Below are 18,040 nucleotides of genomic sequence, written 5' to 3'. Positions count from 1 at the left end.
TCTACATAAACAGCTCATATGATCAGCCTTAAAAAAAGTATCAGCATAATAGCTTTATCCGTGGCGATGGCGTCTGGCCGACTTTATGCACAAGTGCCTGCCGACAACCAGGAATTACAAAAAAAAGCTACCGAATGGGTGAATGACTTAAAGTTATCCGACGAAAGTAAAAAACAAAAAGTTCAGGCCGCTATTGCTCAACATCTTACGGAAGTAAGAGATTGGCACAATTCGCATCCGGTAAAAGATAATCCGGGCGGGATCAATCCTGGTACAGGGAATGTCTTGAGCAATTTAGACTGGGAAGTAATCTATTGTTCGCAAAAACCGAAAGCGGTTCATGAAAACCTGATGAATATCCTGAAAGCAGAGTTAACACCACAGCAGGTTGAAGCCATTTTAGATCAATATACCATAGGTAAAGTAGCTTTTACGTTGAAAGGCTATGAAGCCATAGTGCCCGATCTTACGGATAAAGAGCATACTGAAATATTGAAAAATCTGAAACAGGCGCGTGAACAGGCGATCGATTATAAAAGCATGAAAGAGATCTCGGCCATTTTTGAGATCTACAAAACTAAATGCGAACAATACCTGAATAGTAACGGACGCAGTTGGAAACAATTATTCAAAGATTATGTGAATAAAAGAAACGCTGAAAAAGCAGCCCAGAATAAAAAATAATATTTCAATGAAGATTAGTTTAATTTCTTTTTGCCTTTTATTGTTAGCTATATCGTCTAACGCGCAAAAGGATCGTTGGAAGCAGGGTATCATTACAGACGAATTTATATTCGATACCGCCAGCTTTCCGTCGAGTCATTCGGCAACCATAGCAGAAACACCCCAAGGATTGGTAGCCGCCTGGTTTGGTGGGACAAAGGAGGGAAATAAGGATGTTTGTATTTATACCAGTCATTTGAAAAATGGGAACTGGTCGAAGCCAGCCATGGCAGCGGACGGTGTATTGAATGATACTTTACGCTATGCCTGTTATAATCCGGTTTTATACCAGGTGCCAGGTGGGGAATTGATCCTGTTCTATAAAATTGGTCCAAATGTTGCCGGCTGGACGGGCTGGTTAAAACGTTCAACGGATCATGGACATACCTGGAGTGCTCGGGAGGCTTTACCTTCAGGGTTTCTCGGACCCGTAAAAAATAAACCTGAATTAATTAATGGTGTATTAGTTTGTCCCTCAAGCACGGAGAAAGATGGTTGGAAAGTTCATTTTGAATATACAAAGGACTGGGGTAAAACATGGACCAAGTCAGATCCTATCAATGATGGTAAAAAAATAATGGCTATTCAGCCTTCTATCTTAAAATATAAAAACGGGGATCTGCAAACCTTAGGGCGTACCAGGAATACAGTGCTTTACCAGAGCTGGAGTAAGGATGGTGGTAAAACCTGGTCTGAAATGACGACGCTCGATATGCCTAATAACAATTCAGGTACCGATGCGGTAACTTTAAAGGATGGAAGGCATTTGCTGGTATACAATCATGTGTTGCCCGATTCATCGTGGGTTAAAGGAAAGGGACCGCGCACACCTTTAAATATTTCGGTATCTAAAGATGGCAAAAAATGGTATGCAGCTTTGGTGCTGGAAGATTCACCGATAAGCCAGTACTCTTATCCGTCAATCATTCAAAGTAAAGACGGGATAGTTCACGTGGTGTATACCTGGAGAAGGCAGCGGATCAAATATGTCAGGATTGATCCGTCTAACTTGAAACTTACCGAAATCAAAGATCAAAAATGGCCTGGAAAGATTAAAGTGAGTAAGGGTGTGGTTACAGATGATTAATGGGTGCCTATTGTTTGCAAAAGCTTGGCCCCGCCAGCAGGTCGGGCAGGCGCAACGACGCAAGGCGCGAGGTATTTCGGTATAGGAAATAGTATTGTATTTCGTGGCGTCCTGGCGGCTTTGCGGTTAAGTTTGGCATGGTGCTATTATGTATTAATATAGGATTGCTAAACCAAATTGAATCTTGTCATATAAAAAACAGGTATGAAAAATATACCGCTCATCGACCTTTGTATCATTGTACTGTATCTTATTGGTATGGTATGGATTGGTTTTTATTTCTCGCGTAAGAATAAAAATGCCGACCAGTTTACTAAAGCTTCGGGACGTATCCCGGGGTGGGCGATAGGCCTGTCCATTTATGCCACCTTCCTAAGTAGCAATACTTTTTTGGGAGTACCAGGTAAGGCATTTGGTAGCAACTGGAACTCTTTTGTATTCAGCATTTCGATGCCATTTGCCGCGTTTTTTGCCGCTAAATATTTTGTATCGTTTTATCGGAGTACGGGTGAGGTCTCGGCTTATACACACCTGGAGCATCGCTTTGGTCCCTGGGCGCGTACCTATGCTGTAGTATGCTTTGTATTGACACAGTTTGCGCGTATGGGCTCGGTTTTCTTTGGGATGGCATTAAGTCTGCAGGCGCTGTTAGGGTTTTCCATGGCATCTATTATGATTGTGATGGGTGTATGCATCATTATTTATACGGTGATGGGGGGGATGGAGGCCGTGATCTGGACAGAAGTGGTACAGGGTGTTTTAAAAACGCTGGGGGCATTATTGATCCTATACCTGGTGATCAGGGAAATTCCCGGTGGTATAGAAAAAGCTTATGAAATAGGAATGGCGCAGGATAAGTTCAGCCTGGGTACCATGAAATTAGATTTTACTACATCCGGTTTTTGGGTAGTGTTCCTGTATGGCTTTTTTATCAACCTTAATAATTTTGGCATGGACCAGAATTATGTGCAGCGTTATCATACGGCGATAGATACCACACAGGCAAAAAAATCTATATGGCTTTGCGTAGCCATGTATGTACCGGCGTCATTATTGTTTTTTATTATCGGATCCGCATTGTTTTCCTATTACCAGATAAATCCGGATTTGATAGACGGCTTAAAACATACAGTGGCATCAGAAAAACTGGGCGGAGGTGCTACTAACGAGCAGGTTAGTGCATTGGCGGCAACTTTACAACCAGCGGACTACGGCGATAAAGTAATGCCGCATTTTATGGTACATAAAATACCTAAAGTATTTTTGGGCTTGATTATAGCTGCCATTCTTTCGGCTGGCATGAGCACAATCAGTTCCGGTATGAATGCATGTGCCACCGTATTTACCAAAGACATTTACCAACGTTATTTTAAACCGGATCTGGCCGGTAAGGGTGAGTTGAGATTGCTTTATATCACAACGGTTATATTTGGTTTGATTGGATTAGGAACCGGACTGGCCATGCTGGGCATAAAAAGTGTGCTGGATATCTGGTGGCAATTGTCGGGTATTTTTGCCGGAGGTATGCTTGGATTATTCCTCCTGGGTATTATGAGTAAGAAGACAAAAAGTGGTCAGGCAATCGTAGCTGTAATAGTGGGTATATTGGTGATCTTGTGGTTGACTTTTTCCCCACAGTTGCCTCCTGCATATGACGCATTTAAATCAGTGCTTCATATCAACATGGTTATTGTAGTTGGCACGTTAACCATATTCCTGACAGGTGTATTGTTAACTGCTTTTAAAAAAGAGAAGGCCTCAACCTTTAATTAATACATACATATAACTATGTTCCAAATGAGTTATGATGACAGCAGGGAAATAATATTTTGTAATGATCTATGGTATAGCAAAATCTTCCATTACAATAATAGTTTCCTACATGAGTTTATACATAAAAACTTTCAACTTTAACGCAAAAAGCGATGCAAACGATTGCCGGAAAATTTGTGCCAGTAATGATTACGCCTTTCGACCTGAAGGCTAATATAGATTTCGATGCAGTAAATACCCTTTTGGATTTTTACCTCCAGGCAGGCGTGAAAGGTATTTTTGCTAATTGCCTGAGCAGTGAAATGTTCAGCATCAGCGAGGCAGAAAGATTGCAGCTAACACAACATATCGTAAAATATGTCAATGGGCGTGTTCCCATTGTAGCAACCGGATCATTTGGTCTCACAATCGAAGATAAGGCTGACTTTACCAAACGCATTTATGACACAGGTGTTGATGCGGTGATATTGATTACTGGGCACTATGCTAAAGTGGAAGATAGTAATGAAGTGTTGTTACAGAACTTTGAGAAAATGTTTGCGCTTACAGGCAACATCCCATTGGGAATGTATGAATGTCCTGCGCCATACAAGCGCATCATCGAAGCCGATGTATTCAGGAAACTATTACTGGCCGATCGTCTGATCTATCATAAAGACACATCTATTACACATGAGAATGTGAAAGCGAAACTGGATATACTGAAGGGAGTACCTAATAAGCTGGAGTTTTATGATGCACATACGCCCAATGTGATGTTTAGTATGCAGCATGGTGCTATAGGTATGTCTTCTATATCGGGTAACTTTTATCCGGAAGTATTGGTGTGGATGGTGGAGAATGCTAATAATCCGGGAAAGCAGGCGGAAGTGCAATGGCTGCAGCAGGAGTTAACTGCAGTTGACCCCATGATCCATATTGCCTACCCGATGAGCGCTAAATATTTCTTGCAAAAAAGAGGTTTGCCGGTGAGAACGATCAGTCGTGCTTATGCGTTGCATTTAACACCCGATCAGAAAAAGGAAGTAGATGCCTTGCATGATAAATTTTTATGCTGGTGCGAGCGGTTAAATATTGAGCCTGTTTCCGCAAAGAACTTTGCATAAATAAAAAGATTAAAAGAACGAACAATTATAAGAGTGGAACTGACGAATAACTTAAAAATATTTTTTCCCGGCAAACTGGTTTTTGCCAATGGAAGTTTAGAGCAACTGGCAGCAGAAGTACAAGGGTTACAGCTGTCTAAAGCATTTATTGCAACGATTGAACCTTTGCAGAATGCAATAGCAGGTTTTGTAAAGCAATTAGAAGATGCAGGTATTGCGGTACAGACGGATACCAGTATTGTTCAGGAGCCTACGTTTAGCGACTTTGAAAAGCTGATGCAGCCTGTTCAGGAGTTCAATCCTGATGTGGTAATTGGCATTGGTGGTGGTAGTGTATTGGATATTGCCAAGCTGGTTGCAGCCCAGCTGGATAATGAGCAGCAATTAAGAGAGTATGTTGGTATAGGGTTATTAAAAGGCAGGAAAAAGAAACTGATCTGCGTACCGGCTACATCGGGTACGGGCAGCGAGGCTTCTCCTAATGCGATCCTGGTAGATGATGCCGATAATCAGAAAAAAGGAATCATTAGTCCTTTCCTGGTTCCCGATATTGTGTATGTAGATCCTTTGCTGACGATTTCAGTTCCACCTGCAATTACCGCAGCTACAGGAATTGACGCGCTGACGCATTGCATGGAGGCATATACTAATAAATTTGCGCAACCGTTTATAGATATGATGGCTTACGAGGGTATGCGTTTAATTGGAGCCCATATCGAAACGGCAGTAAAGCAGGGGGATAATGTAGAAGCCAGAGAGAAAGTAGCAATGGGCAGCCTGTTGGGAGGCTTCTGCCTTGGTCCCGTTAATACTGCGGGCGTACATGCACTTTCTTATCCGTTGGGGAGTATGTTTCACCTGGCACATGGCTTGTCTAATGCCTTGTTATTGCCGTATGTGATGGAGTATAATATCCCATCAGCTACTAAGAAGTACGCTGAAGTGGCTGTAGCTTTAGGGTGCGACAAACAAGCAGATGATGCAGTTACAGCAGCAGCCGGTGTGGAGCGTGTCAAGTCGATTATTAAAGCTTGTGGTATCCCGCTTACATTAAAAGAGGTAAATGTACCAGGCGAGGCGATTCCTCAAATGGCAACAGATGCCATGAAAGTGCAACGTTTATTAAAGAATAATCCGAGAGAGATCTCAGAGCAGGATGCAATAGCTATTTATAAGGCTGCAATGGGGTAAAAGCCATGAAACCAAGCCTTGTTTCGTGTCGGCACGAAACAAATAAAATATGATCAATGAGTATAGAAAACAAATTTAAAGGAATAATTGTGCCGGCTGTAACGCCGCTTAAAGAGGATTGGGCCATAGATGAAGCTGCCGTAGAGCGAATATTTAATAATTTCTACGCGCATAATGCATCACCTTTTATTTTAGGCACTACCGGGGAAGCTCCTTCTCTTTCTTTTCAGCAAAAGAAAGACTATGTAATGGCAGCTGTGAAATTTAAAAAACCAGGCTCTGTTCTTTATGCAGGAGTCTCCTCTAATGTCATCGGTGAGTCTGTTGATTTTGCAAATTACTGCGCCGATAAGGGGGTAGATGCAGTGGCTGCTACCTTGCCTTCTTACTATGTGTTAACAGAAAGCCAGATGAAACAATATTTTGAAGATTTGGCCAATGCGATATCCGTGCCACTGATCATCTACAATATACCGGCTACTACCCATATGAGCATTCCTTTATCCGTTATAGACGAATTAAGCCATCATCCTAACATCGTAGCTACAAAAGATTCTGAACGCAGTGATGAAAGGTTGCAGCAATCATTGCAGTTATGGAAGAATCGCAGCGACTTTGGCCATTTCCTGGGATGGGCCGCCAGGTCGGCAGATGCATTGCTGGGAGGGAGTGATGGCCTGATACCCAGTACTGGTAATGTATTTCCAGGCATTTATCAAAAAATGCAGGAAGCTGTAGAGGCAGAAAATAAGGACCTGGCTTATGAAATGCAGCAGCATAGTGATACAGGAGGAAACCTGTACCAATCCGGCAGAACCCTGGGTGAGAGCCTTTGGGCATTAAAAGTGTTGATGCAGCAACGCGGACTTTGCGAAGCGGTGGTGATGCCTCCATTGCAGCCACAGAGCGATGAGCAGGCAACACAATTAATTCAACATTTACAGCAAATTAATTTCAACTAGAAATAATGAATACTTTACCTATAGTAGCTATTACAATGGGCGATCCTGCCAGTATTGGTCCTGAGATTTCAGTAAAAGCTTTAAAAGATAAAAAGATATACGAGATATGCAGACCACTGATTACTGGTGATGCAGGGGTATTTGAAAAGATCATTACTGAACTAGGTCTGGATGTAAAAGTAAATAGTATTGAAAAGCCAGCGGATGCTGGTTTTGCTTTCGGTACGATCGATGTGGTGGATTTGAAAAACGTGGATACGTCGAAACTCGAGTACGGTAAGATTGATGCCATGTGCGGCGAAGCCAGCTTTAGGTCGGTGGAAAAAGCGATACAATTGGCATTGGCAGGTGAAGTAGATGCTACGGTTACCGGACCGATCAATAAAAAATCGATCAATGAAGCCGGTCATCATTTTGCCGGCCATACCGAGATTTATGCGCACTACACCAATACAAAAAAATACGCTATGTTGCTGGTGGAGGATCATATCAATGTTATTCACGTAAGCACACACGTTTCATTAAGGCAGGCCTGTGACCTGGTTAAAAAAGATCGCATACTGGAAGTAATAGAATTACTACGTAATGGGCTTACAAGTCTGGGTAAGACTAACCTTAAAATTGGTGTGGCCGGTTTAAACCCGCATGCTGGTGATAGCGGGCTGTTTGGTACAGAAGATGACCAGGAAATATTACCGGCAGTTGAAGAGGCGCGCAGCCGTGGTTATGATGTGGAAGGTCCTGTACCCCCGGATACTATGTTTGCCAAAGCAGCTACGGGGGCTTACGGTGGGGTAGTAGCTATGTACCACGATCAGGGACATATTCCCTTCAAATTAGCCGGATTTAAGTGGAACGCTGAGAAGCAGCAGATGGAAAGCGTAAAAGGTGTAAACATTACCCTGGGCTTGCCGATAATAAGAACATCAGTTGATCACGGAACAGCCTTTGAAATTGCGGGTAAGGGCATCGCAAGTCCGGATGCCATGGTGTTGGCGATAGAAAGCGCTGTCCAGCTGGCGAACAATAAGAAAATGAGTAATCAGTAAGTAGTAATGAGTGTTCATTCACTATGTCTTGTCCTGGTATAGGTTGACAGTTTTTATATTAAAAAACTGACGGATGACGAAGATATCCATTAGAGAACAGGTTCGGTATAGTATTAGCTTTAAGCAAAAAGTTGTCAGAGAAGTGGAGAAAGGGTTATCAGTAGAGTCTGTTCGCAGGCGGTATAATATCGGCGGGGGCAGTACTATTCAAAATTGGATCAGACAATTTGGTAAACATCATTTATTAAGTAAAGTGTTAAGAGTGGAGACGCTTGAAGAAAAAGACCGTTTAAAAGAATTGGAAGCTGAAGTAAAAAAGCTGAAGCTGGCCTTGGCAGACAGCATGTTGGAGAAGCAAGCTTTGGAGACACTAATCGACATAGTGGATGAGCATTATGATACAGATGTAAAAAAAAATTTCGCACAGCAGTCATCCGCATGTGTGGGGAGAAAGGGCAAAAAGTAAATCGGCTGTGTTTGTACTTTGGTTACAGCCGTTCGGGTTATTATAAATCGCTGAGAACAATTATTCAATCGGATTTAACAGAGGCTGTAGTGGTAGATTTAGTAGGTTCGGTTCGGCGTTATCAGCCGATGATAGGAGGTAAAAAACTGTATTCGTTATTAAAAGCTGATTTGGCAAAACCGGGCAGTAGAGTTGGTCGCGATAAGTTCTTTGATATACTACGCAAGCAGAAGTTGCTGATAAAAAGAAGAAGGAGGTATGTTACTACAACGGATTCTTATCATCGCTTTCGCAAGTATAACAATAAGGTTAAAGATCAATTACTTACAGGACCCGGCCAGGTAATTGTAAGTGATATTACTTATTTGAGGACGTCGAGCGGGTTTGTATACCTGTTTTTGCAAACAGATGCCTGGTCTCGAAAGATCACCGGCTGGCATTTGAGTGAGAGTTTGGGTATTGCTGGAGCACTAAAAGCTCTTGAGATGAGTATCCGGCAGTATCCTTCGACGCTGGGAACGATCCACCATTCCGATCGGGGCATCCAGTATTGTTGTGATGCTTATGTGTCAGCACTACAGGAGGCCGGAATGGAAATTAGCATGACTGAAGAAAATCATTGTTACGAGAATGCACAGGCAGAAAGGGTAAATGGGATATTGAAACAGGAATTTCTTTTAGATAGTGTATTTGCCGATAAGCAGGAAGCATTTAAAGCAGTGAAAGAGGCCATATATACTTATAATTACCGCCGTCCCCATTGGTCTTTAAATTTAAGAATACCTATACAGTTACACAATGCAGCATAGTATGTCAAACCAGGAAGATGCGCTCGCCGCGCGGGCGGTGTAATTCTAAGGTTAACTTTTATTAAATAATGAAATTTGAAACAATATTATTAACAAGAAAAATGTCCACTTTTTTCAGGACATGACACTATTCACCACTCACTACTCATCATTCACCATTCATCACTCACTTTATGATCGTAGTTATTGCAGATGATTTTACAGGGGCGGCTGAGCTCGCGGGTATAAGCCTGGGCTACGGCTTAAAGGTTTCGCTTTGCCTCGACGGATCACTGCAGGGTGATGCCGATGTATATATTATTTCAACAGATAGCCGGTCAATGCAAAAGGATGATGCCTTGCAGGCTGTGAAATTAGCTACACAGGTGGCTGTGCAACTGCAACCGGATTTCATATTCAAAAAGACCGATTCTGTTTTAAGAGGCTATGTTGCTGATGAGCTGAATATACAGATGGAAGTGCTGGGTATAGCGAAAGCCCTGATCTTACCAGCTAATCCTTCCTTAGGCAGAACAATCAGGAACGGGCAGTATTTGATCGATGGTATTGCAATCAGCCACACCGGCTTTGCAAAAGATCCTGAATTTGCCATACAGTCCTCAGATATTGCTGAAATGCTGGATCACCCTGTCAAAGTACTCCATAAAGGTGAAGAACTATTCATGGGCTTAAACATAGTATCGTCTGCTGCAAGCGGTGAAGAAGTAGATCAATGGGCGGCGCGTGTAGATGCGTGCTGTATTGCCGCAGGATCTGGCGATTTTTTTGAAGCTCTGTTAAAGCGTAGTTATAAAAAACAAATAAGAGCAGGCCAGCCTTTTCGAAGCAATGCTCATGTATATGTTAGTGGTACATCATTTAATAAAAGTGTAGAGCTGATCCGGTATTTTGGTAGTAGTTATACCGCTTATATAGGCAGTAGTATAATGAATGGAAGCCGGGGATTGGATATATGGGCTGAAAAGGCGATGCAGATTTTACAACAACATCAGCAGCTTATTGTTGCATTTGATGAAACTATTAACCCGTCTGCGTTTGAAGCTGCACACCTGCGTTTAAAAATGGCAGAACAAGTAAAAAGGCTCGCCGGTCAATTCAGAATAGATGAACTACTAATAGAGGGTGGGGCTACGGCTGCCGCTATTTTCCACGCTTTTGGTATAAACTGTTTTGAGCCGGTATATGAATGGGAACGTGGGGTAGTTCAAATGAAAGCAGGCGACATGTTAATTACCGTTAAGCCGGGTAGTTATAACCTACCGGAACCCATCAGGCAACAATATAAATTATATGAAGATGTGTAAGGATAACTCTTGAAGCCGCCTTCCGTATAGAGACCTCTAAAGTAATACGCCAAAAGTTGGTTAAGACCAGCAAAAATAAATAATGACATGAGCCGATTGCACTTTATTGATTTTGCCATTATCATCCTTGTTCTGGGAATTACTGTATTCCTGGGCTTTAAGTTTTCGAAAAAGCAAACTTCCACTCAAAACTTCTTTTTATCTAAAGGCAATATTCCCTCCTGGGCCTTAGGTTTATCATTGCTGGCTACTTTGATCAGTAGTGTCACTTTTCTGGGTTATCCCGCACAGGGATATACCAGCAACTGGATCCTGCTCGTACAAGGGCTAATGGTTCCGGTGGTACTGTTGGGATGTATATGGTTTATTGTGCCTTTATTCAGGAAATCGATTGGGTTAAGTACCTATGAATACTTTGAAAAAAGGTTTGGAAGTTTCGCACGATACTATAGTTCTCTATCTTTTATCATACGGCAGTTTGCCGGAATGGGTACTGTGCTGTTTCTGATTGCCATTGCCATTAAAGAGATGATTCATGTCAATCCTTTTATTGTATTAGCCGTAGTAGGTGTTATATTAATAATTGTGAATTTGAAGGGAGGTATACAGGCCGTAATCTGGCTGGATGTATTCCAGGGCTTTATGCTTTTCTTTAGTGGTATCGTATGTTTAACGGTGCTGTTAGGCTCTATTAAAGGCGGTATTCCTGAGGCTATAAGGATTGCGACAGAAAATAACCGCACCGGTTTCGGTCCCTATGAATTCGATTTTAAGCAACTTACATTGATCGTTATGATCATCAACGGAGCTTTTTATGCCATTCAAAAATATGCCACCGATCAAACAGTGGTACAAAGATATTTGACTGCGAAAACAGATAAGGATGCTATTAAGGCCTCTTTCCTCGGCATTTCATTAACAGTGCCTATCTGGACCATGTTTATGCTGATTGGTACCGCTTTATTCGTATACTATCAACAGAATGGTGCACCGGTTGGTATGAAAGCAGAAGCTGCTTTCCCGCATTTCATTATGACACAGTTACCACCGGGTGTGATTGGGTTTATTATTGCAGCCCTTTTATCTGCGGCAATATGCAGTTTAAGCGCAGATCTGAATTCGCTGGCAGCAGTAGGTGTGGAAGACTACTATAAAAAGATCGTTCCGGGTAAGACGGATAAGCAGTATTTAAAGGCCAGTAAACTGTTTGTGGTGATCTCTGGTTTGTTAACAGTGGGTATTGGTGCGCTTTACATTCTGTCGGGGGATGAAGGCGTATTGGGAATTATATTTACCATATATGCTATTTTCTCTGGTGGTATCGTGGGCATATTTCTACTGGGCCTTTTCAGTGCACGTGCTAACCGGCAGGGTGTTAATATTGGGATTATCACCTGTATTCTTTTTACAGCGTATGCCTTTCTCACCTCTACGCCTATTGGTTTAAAAGATCCTAAGTTGTTGCTCGATTTAGGATCCTATAATTTTACACATAATAAACTCATGTTGGGCGTATACAGCCATTTGGTATTAATTGGAGTTGGATATGTGGCCAGCCTGTTCTTCCCCAAACCGGAAGTGGCGCCCAATCTGTTATTCAGTACCTGGAAAAAGAACAGGAAACGGGAAGTAAACGAAAAATAAAATAATTATGAAGTCTTTTGAATATGCAGCAGCGGCTTTGCGCCTGTCTGCCGTCGCGGGTCGCACATTGGTGCCAGTGTTAATACTCCTGGTCAGTTCTTTCACATCGTTCGCTCAATCCAATAGCAGCGATGGAGCTTATGAATTGCCTTTAAAAGATGTGTTGAAAGATATAGAACAGCATTTTGGAGTTACGGTTCGGGCTGATGAGAAACTGGTAGCCGGAAAAAATCTGAAATATGCTAAATGGCGTTACCGTACAGATGTCGATGAAACATTAAAAAACGTGCTGGCGCCTTTCGATCTGAAAGTAAAACCCGATGGGAATAAAAAATACAAAGTAAGTGAGTTTGAGTACTATCGCTGGCCGGTGGCCGAAGGGTGGGCAGAGTTGGATCGCATTGCCGCGCAATACAAGAATCTTACCGAATGGGAAGCGCGTAAGAAACTGCTACGTCCCTGTATCATGGATGCATTACAGTTATCAAAATTGCCCGCTTATCCCATCAGTCAGCCTATTATTACACCCAAAAGAAAGCATGAGGGCTACACGGTAGAGAATATTGCTATCGAAATATTAAAAGGCGTTTGGGTAAACGGATCTATTTATCGTCCTGCAAAGATCAAGACCCGTCCGAATGGCGCAGCCGGGCGGAGCAAAGTTCCTATTATACTAAACCCTGATGGACACTGGGCCGATCATCGTTTTCGCGCCGATTGCCAGATACGTTGTGCAGCACTAGCTAAAATGGGCGCTATCACCATTAGCTATGACCTGTTTGGCTGGGGTGAGTCAGGTTTGCAGTTTGAATATGCCGACCATCGTAAGAGCCTTTCTCAAACCATACAAACACTGGGCGCTATTCGCATCCTGGATTACCTGTTAACCTTGAAAGAAGCCGATCCCAGCCGTGTAGGTATTACGGGAGGGTCAGGCGGAGGTAGTCATACGGTTTTAATGACCGCTATTGACGAACGCATTAAAGTGTCCGCTCCGGTGGTTTCAGTGTCGTCTTATATGTATGGGGGCTGCCCCTGTGAAAGTGGTATGCCGGTATTTATGTGCGGGGGCGGAACGGATAACCTGGAACTGGCGGCTATGGCGGCTCCAAACCCCCAATTATTGGTATCTGATGGGGGCGACTGGACGGACAGAATGCCGGAACATGATTTTCCTTACCTCCAAAAAATGTATAGCTGGTACGGCAAAAAAGAGAATGTGACCAACGTGCATCTGCCCGATGAGAAGCATGATTTTGGTATTAATAAAAGAACAGCCGTATACCGGTTTATGGCGAAAAATCTAAACCTCAACCTGGCAGCCATTGAGAAGAATGGCCAAATAGATGAATCAGGTATTGCCATTGAAAAAACGACCGATATGTATGTGTTTGGTGATAAGGGCGAAAAATTACCGGCGCATGCCATAAAAGGATTTGCCAACCTGGAGAAAGTGTTTGAAGCCGCTATAAAATAATGGGTACACTCATGCCGACACCTGTTTACAATCATAATTTTTTTTCATCACTGGTCCTAGTTTAGCATTGCAAACCAGGACCTCTTTTATTTAAAAATGAAGCAACAAATTAGAAAGCTGTTTTTGTTAAGTAGCGTTATCGCGTTACTGGCACTGCCGGCAATGGGGCAAAAAAGCCGTTACAAGATTGGTTTAATAGACCTGATGTTATTGAAACGCCAGAAACTGAGTGCTGTTGCCCTGGCTAAAGAATTAAAAGCAGATGGGCTTGAGGTAGACATGGGCGGCCTGGGTAACCGGCCTACCTTCGATAACAAGTTATTAACAGATTCTATCAGGCAGCAATACTTAAAGGCCGCAAAGGATAATGGTGTGGAGCTATTCTCGCTGGCAATGACGGGCTATTACGCACAATCTTTTTGCGGCAGGGAAGAGTATCTCCAATCAGTATCCGACTGTATTAAAACTATGCAGTTGATGGGTATTAAAACGGCTTTCCTTCCTATGGGCGTTCAGTGCGATATTGCTTCCGGCAAGAGTATCAGGGACTCTGTGATCAGCCGCTTAAAAATAGTAGGCAAAATGGCCCAAAATGCCGGGGTTGTGATAGCCATCGAAACAGCGCTTTCTGCTAAACAGGAAAAACAGCTGTTGAAAGAAATAGGTTCCCCGGCTATTAAGATCTATTTCAATTTTTCAAATCCGTTAAAGGGAGGGAGGAACCTGTATGCTGAGCTAAGGACTTTGGGGGCGAAAAATATCGCCATGATCCATGCTACCAATAAAGACAGTGTTTGGTTAGAGAAAGATCAGCAGATTGATTTGTATAAGGTTAAAAAAGTTTTAGACAAAATGAAGTGGAAGGGGTGGCTGGTAGTAGAGCGTAGTCGCGACGCCAGTCAACCTACTAATGTGAAATATAACTATGGAGCCAATGTGGCTTACCTGAAAAAGGTATTTCAGCCAGAACAGGAGTAAAAATAAACTAAATAAACAGTGTTAGAGTTGATAAACGGAGTTGCTGTAAATGTTTGCTTTAAACATGATATTAATGTGACGGATAAAGGCTCATAAAGTAATATTATTGCGGCACCGGACGGTACAGGACACAAAAAAATGATTAGTTTAGTAATCTTGTGGGTTTATAAAAGTTAAATTTGCCCGATCTATTATTATGAGCACAAATTTGTTACAATACAATACCAAATATCCGTCCGTAGCGGATCTGAAAAGAAAAGCAAAAAAAAGGGTTCCTAAGTTTGCTTTTGATTACCTCGAAGGTGGCTGCAATGATGAACTGAATGTGTGGAGAAACGAAGAAGATTTTAAGAACGTTTTCCTGATGCCGCAGTACTTAAAACAACACAGAGGTGTTAATATGCAAACGGAGCTGTTCGGCCATACTTACGATGCACCTTTTGGTATTGCCCCGGTAGGTTTACAGGGCTTAATGTGGCCCAATGCTCCCGAGATCCTGGCGAAAGCGGCTTTGAAACATAATGTACCTTATATATTAAGTACGGTATCTACCAGTAGTATTGAAAGAATTGCCGAGTTGACCGAAAGTAAATTCTGGTTCCAGCTATATCACCCCACCGATAATGAACTGCGTGATGACCTGTTACGCCGGTTAGAAGCCGTTAATTGCGATGTATTGGTCGTACTGATCGATGTACCTTCTTTCGGACTTCGTTATCGTGAGATCAAAGCGGGTCTTTCGATGCCGCCCAAACAAACCATCAACAATTTTATACAGGCCGCTATGTGCCCTACCTGGGGTATAGAAACCTTAAGAGTGGGTATTCCATCTTTTGCTACATTAAAGCCCTATATGAAGAAGGGGATGGATATGAAGCAGCTGGGTAAGTTTATGAACGCCACTTTTACAGGAAGGGTTGATGCAGAAAAAGTGCAGGCGATCCGCGACAAGTGGAAAGGCAAACTGGTGATAAAAGGAGTGGTAAGCGAAGAAGATGCTACTATTTGCGCAAACATAGGTGTAGATGGTATTATTGTTTCTAACCATGGTGGTCGTCAAATTGAAGCGGGTGAATCAACGATCAAACCTTTAAAAGGCCTGGCCAATAAATTCAAATCCAAATACAAAGTAATGATCGATAGCGGACTCCGTTCGGGTCCGGATATTGGCCGCGCTCTAGCCTGTGGCGCCGATTTCACTTTCATGGGGCGCCCGTTCATGTACGGTGTTGGCGCATTAGGAAAGGAAGGTGGTGATCATACCATTGCGATGCTCAAGGCACAGTTAAAGCAGGTAATGGAACAGGTATGTTGTGAAACTGTTCATGATTTTCCTGCTACGCTGATTAAATAACGCAGCATATTCGCTGCAAAACTTATAGTAATGAACCGTTCCGTTTATGTAATAACTCCTACTGCGCAGAGCGGGAAATTATTGATCAGCCTGGGCCTGATGCAGATGTTGCAGCGTACTACTACTAAAGTAGCTTATTTCAAACCGCTGATCGATAGCCATGAGCCTAAAGACAATCATATTGATACCATACTCACACATTTTAAGATCAATATGAATTATGAGGATGCTTATGCATTCACGAGGTCGGAGCTGAGCGAGATGGAGAACCAGGGCAAGCTGAACGAAGTGTATGAAACCATCATCAACAAATATAAAAAGCTCGAAGAGCAATTCGATTTTGTATTGGTAGAGGGCAGCGATTTTAAAGAAGAAGGTTCGGTTTTTGAAGCGGATTTTAATGCTTCTGTGGCGCAGAGTCTCGCCATGCCGGTGCTGCTGGTTACCAGGGACAGTTACGCAACAGTTGCGAACCTGGTGCACAATGTAATAGCAGAAGTGCATTCCTTCCTCGCGAAGGATCTGAATATTATCGGATTATTTGTAAGCAGGTGCACCAAAGATGTACAGGAAGTAAAAGAAAAGATTGATAAGCACCTGCGTAATGAAATTGTGGTGTCGGTTATTCCTAATGATGAAGAACTGACCAAGCCGTCTATGCAGGAGATTGCCGATCATTTGAAAGCGCATGTTCTATTCGGAGCCGATAAACTGGAAAATGTAGCCAAAAGTTCTATCATCGGGGGTATGCAGCTGGCCAATTACCTGCCTCGTATGCAGGAGGACTGTGTATGTGTTATCCCAGGTGACAGAGGCGACCTCATCGTAGGTACCATGTTGGCGAATATATCGCCGCAGTATCCCAATGTAGCGGGTATAGTATTGTCTGCCGGTATTTTGCCGGAACGTTCGATCGTTAACCTGATGGATGGCTCTCAGAAGCCTTTACCTGTATTGGCCGTGCCAACCGGTACTTTTGAAACGGCTAATAAAGTAGCCAATATAAAAACACGTATCTACCCGGCCAACCAGTATAAGATCAAATTATGTCTCGATCTTTTTGAAGGAGCTGTTGATGCAGAAGCATTAAGTGAAAAGATCAATTCAGTAAAAACAGAGAGTATCACGCCGCGTATGTTCCAGTATAATATGCTGGTTACAGCGAAAAAATTACAGCGACATATTGTATTACCCGAAGGAACAGATGACCGTATATTAACGGCTGCATCTAACCTGGCCAAAGATAAAATTGTATACCTCACCGTATTAGGAAACCCCGATTCTATAAAGGCCAAAGTAACCCAATTGGGCCTTTATTGGGATGATGAAAGAATTAAAATTATTGACCCGGAGAATAGTGAGAAGTATGGGGAGTACAGCCAAACTTTATATGAACTGCGTAAATCAAAAGGATTGGAGCTGGCTGCTGCGGAAGACCTGATGCTGGATGTGTCTTACTACGGAACGATGATGGTGTATAAAGGAGAAGCAGATGGAATGGTATCGGGTGCGGTAAATACAACGGCACACACGATCAAGCCGGCTCTGCAGTTTGTAAAAACCCGCCCAGGGTTCAATACGGTTTCTTCTATATTTTTCATGCTGCTGCACGACAGGGTTTTGGTTTATGGCGATTGTGCTATTGTGCCTAATCCTACAGCGGAACAACTAGCCGAAATAGCCATGTCTTCGGCCGATTCGGCTAAAGCATTTGGTATTACTACACCTAAAGTGGCCATGCTTTCTTACTCCTCCGGGGCTTCGGGTAGCGGTGCAGAAGTGGAGAAAGTAAGAACGGCAACGGGAATCGTTAAAGAAAAAAGACCTGACCTCCTGGTAGAGGGACCTATACAATATGATGCGGCCGTAGATCCGGTAGTAGGCAGAAGCAAAATGCCCAACTCCCCGGTAGCCGGGCAGGCGAATGTATTGATATTCCCCGATCTGAATACCGGTAATAATACGTATAAAGCCGTGCAAAGGGAGACCGGTGCATTGGCAGTAGGTCCTATGCTGCAGGGCTTAAATAAACCTATTAACGACCTGAGCCGCGGTGCTACTGTGGATGATATTTACAATACTGTAGTGATCACCGCCATACAATCGGGGCAATAACC

General features: G+C 42.9%; 15 protein-coding genes. All 15 read left to right on the top strand.

The features are described from left to right. Positions 1–18 precede the first annotated feature (18 nt). The 15 genes from U0035_RS03570 (at position 19) to pta (ending at position 18,038) form a co-directional block, all read left to right on the top strand. The gene (locus U0035_RS03570; RefSeq protein ID WP_114792770.1) at positions 19–684 is read left to right on the top strand and encodes a DUF3826 domain-containing protein; all 666 of its coding nucleotides are present in this window, start codon (positions 19–21) and stop codon (positions 682–684) included. A gap of 7 nt (positions 685–691) precedes the next feature. Continuing rightward, the gene (locus tag U0035_RS03565) at positions 692–1,810 is read left to right on the top strand and encodes a sialidase family protein (protein ID WP_114792769.1); all 1,119 of its coding nucleotides are present in this window, start codon (positions 692–694) and stop codon (positions 1,808–1,810) included. A 204-nt stretch (positions 1,811–2,014) separates the two neighbouring features. Beyond that, on the top strand, positions 2,015–3,583 hold the full coding sequence (locus U0035_RS03560; protein WP_114792768.1) for a sodium:solute symporter family protein: 1,569 nt from the start codon (positions 2,015–2,017) through the stop codon (positions 3,581–3,583). A 152-nt stretch (positions 3,584–3,735) separates the two neighbouring features. Continuing rightward, positions 3,736–4,689 carry a dihydrodipicolinate synthase family protein gene (locus tag U0035_RS03555; protein WP_114792767.1) on the top strand — a complete coding sequence of 318 codons (954 nt, stop codon included), beginning with the start codon at positions 3,736–3,738 and terminating at the stop codon, positions 4,687–4,689. Positions 4,690–4,722: 33 nt separating this feature from the next. Beyond that, positions 4,723–5,880: an iron-containing alcohol dehydrogenase gene (locus tag U0035_RS03550; RefSeq protein WP_245957822.1), complete on the top strand. Its 1,158-nt coding sequence runs from the start codon at positions 4,723–4,725 to the stop codon at positions 5,878–5,880. A gap of 56 nt (positions 5,881–5,936) precedes the next feature. Continuing rightward, positions 5,937–6,842, top strand: a complete 906-nt coding sequence (locus U0035_RS03545; protein WP_114792766.1) for a dihydrodipicolinate synthase family protein — start codon at positions 5,937–5,939, stop codon at positions 6,840–6,842. A 5-nt stretch (positions 6,843–6,847) separates the two neighbouring features. Next, positions 6,848–7,891, top strand: a complete 1,044-nt coding sequence (gene pdxA, locus U0035_RS03540) for a 4-hydroxythreonine-4-phosphate dehydrogenase PdxA (RefSeq protein WP_114792765.1) — start codon at positions 6,848–6,850, stop codon at positions 7,889–7,891. A 73-nt stretch (positions 7,892–7,964) separates the two neighbouring features. Then, a complete protein-coding gene (locus tag U0035_RS03535; protein WP_114793349.1) occupies positions 7,965–8,357 on the top strand; it encodes a transposase in 393 nt (130 codons plus the stop codon). A gap of 11 nt (positions 8,358–8,368) precedes the next feature. After that, positions 8,369–9,166: an IS3 family transposase gene (locus tag U0035_RS03530; protein ID WP_162818026.1), complete on the top strand. Its 798-nt coding sequence runs from the start codon at positions 8,369–8,371 to the stop codon at positions 9,164–9,166. Positions 9,167–9,339: 173 nt separating this feature from the next. Further along, positions 9,340–10,470 (top strand): four-carbon acid sugar kinase family protein, encoded by a 1,131-nt coding sequence (locus tag U0035_RS03525; protein ID WP_114792960.1) that lies wholly within the window; start codon positions 9,340–9,342, stop codon positions 10,468–10,470. Positions 10,471–10,557: 87 nt separating this feature from the next. Continuing rightward, positions 10,558–12,114 (top strand): sodium:solute symporter family protein, encoded by a 1,557-nt coding sequence (locus U0035_RS03520; protein WP_114792959.1) that lies wholly within the window; start codon positions 10,558–10,560, stop codon positions 12,112–12,114. A gap of 7 nt (positions 12,115–12,121) precedes the next feature. Then, entirely contained in the window at positions 12,122–13,591 is a 1,470-nt protein-coding gene (locus U0035_RS03515) for an alpha/beta hydrolase family protein (RefSeq protein WP_114792958.1), read from the top strand. 96 nt (positions 13,592–13,687) lie between these two features. Then, on the top strand, positions 13,688–14,569 hold the full coding sequence (locus U0035_RS03510) for a sugar phosphate isomerase/epimerase family protein (RefSeq protein WP_114792957.1): 882 nt from the start codon (positions 13,688–13,690) through the stop codon (positions 14,567–14,569). Between the two features lie 196 nt (positions 14,570–14,765). Continuing rightward, positions 14,766–15,923 carry an alpha-hydroxy acid oxidase gene (locus U0035_RS03505; protein WP_211316548.1) on the top strand — a complete coding sequence of 386 codons (1,158 nt, stop codon included), beginning with the start codon at positions 14,766–14,768 and terminating at the stop codon, positions 15,921–15,923. 30 nt (positions 15,924–15,953) lie between these two features. Next, complete coding sequence (pta, locus tag U0035_RS03500; protein WP_114792955.1) at positions 15,954–18,038, top strand: phosphate acetyltransferase; 2,085 nt, start codon at positions 15,954–15,956, stop codon at positions 18,036–18,038. The last annotated feature ends 2 nt before the right edge of the window (positions 18,039–18,040 follow it).

It is taken from the genome of Niabella yanshanensis, from assembly GCF_034424215.1.
Lineage (GTDB): Bacteria > Bacteroidota > Bacteroidia > Chitinophagales > Chitinophagaceae > Niabella > Niabella yanshanensis.
The sequence above is the reverse complement of the archived record's forward strand: the minus strand, read 5'-3'. Positions and strand labels throughout refer to the sequence as shown.

What these genes read in the sequence shown, in the direction of transcription:
- U0035_RS03570 (WP_114792770.1), top strand. Translation starts at nt 19, where the DNA reads ATGATCAGCCTTAAAAAAAGTATCAGCATAATAGCTTTATCCGTGGCG.
- U0035_RS03565 (WP_114792769.1), top strand. Translation starts at nt 692, where the DNA reads ATGAAGATTAGTTTAATTTCTTTTTGCCTTTTATTGTTAGCTATATCG.
- U0035_RS03560 (WP_114792768.1), top strand. Translation starts at nt 2,015, where the DNA reads ATGAAAAATATACCGCTCATCGACCTTTGTATCATTGTACTGTATCTT.
- U0035_RS03555 (WP_114792767.1), top strand. Translation starts at nt 3,736, where the DNA reads ATGCAAACGATTGCCGGAAAATTTGTGCCAGTAATGATTACGCCTTTC.
- U0035_RS03545 (WP_114792766.1), top strand. Translation starts at nt 5,937, where the DNA reads ATGAGTATAGAAAACAAATTTAAAGGAATAATTGTGCCGGCTGTAACG.
- pdxA (WP_114792765.1), top strand. Translation starts at nt 6,848, where the DNA reads ATGAATACTTTACCTATAGTAGCTATTACAATGGGCGATCCTGCCAGT.
- U0035_RS03535 (WP_114793349.1), top strand. Translation starts at nt 7,965, where the DNA reads ATGACGAAGATATCCATTAGAGAACAGGTTCGGTATAGTATTAGCTTT.
- U0035_RS03525 (WP_114792960.1), top strand. Translation starts at nt 9,340, where the DNA reads ATGATCGTAGTTATTGCAGATGATTTTACAGGGGCGGCTGAGCTCGCG.
- U0035_RS03520 (WP_114792959.1), top strand. Translation starts at nt 10,558, where the DNA reads ATGAGCCGATTGCACTTTATTGATTTTGCCATTATCATCCTTGTTCTG.
- U0035_RS03515 (WP_114792958.1), top strand. Translation starts at nt 12,122, where the DNA reads ATGAAGTCTTTTGAATATGCAGCAGCGGCTTTGCGCCTGTCTGCCGTC.
- U0035_RS03510 (WP_114792957.1), top strand. Translation starts at nt 13,688, where the DNA reads ATGAAGCAACAAATTAGAAAGCTGTTTTTGTTAAGTAGCGTTATCGCG.
- U0035_RS03505 (WP_211316548.1), top strand. Translation starts at nt 14,766, where the DNA reads ATGAGCACAAATTTGTTACAATACAATACCAAATATCCGTCCGTAGCG.
- pta (WP_114792955.1), top strand. Translation starts at nt 15,954, where the DNA reads ATGAACCGTTCCGTTTATGTAATAACTCCTACTGCGCAGAGCGGGAAA.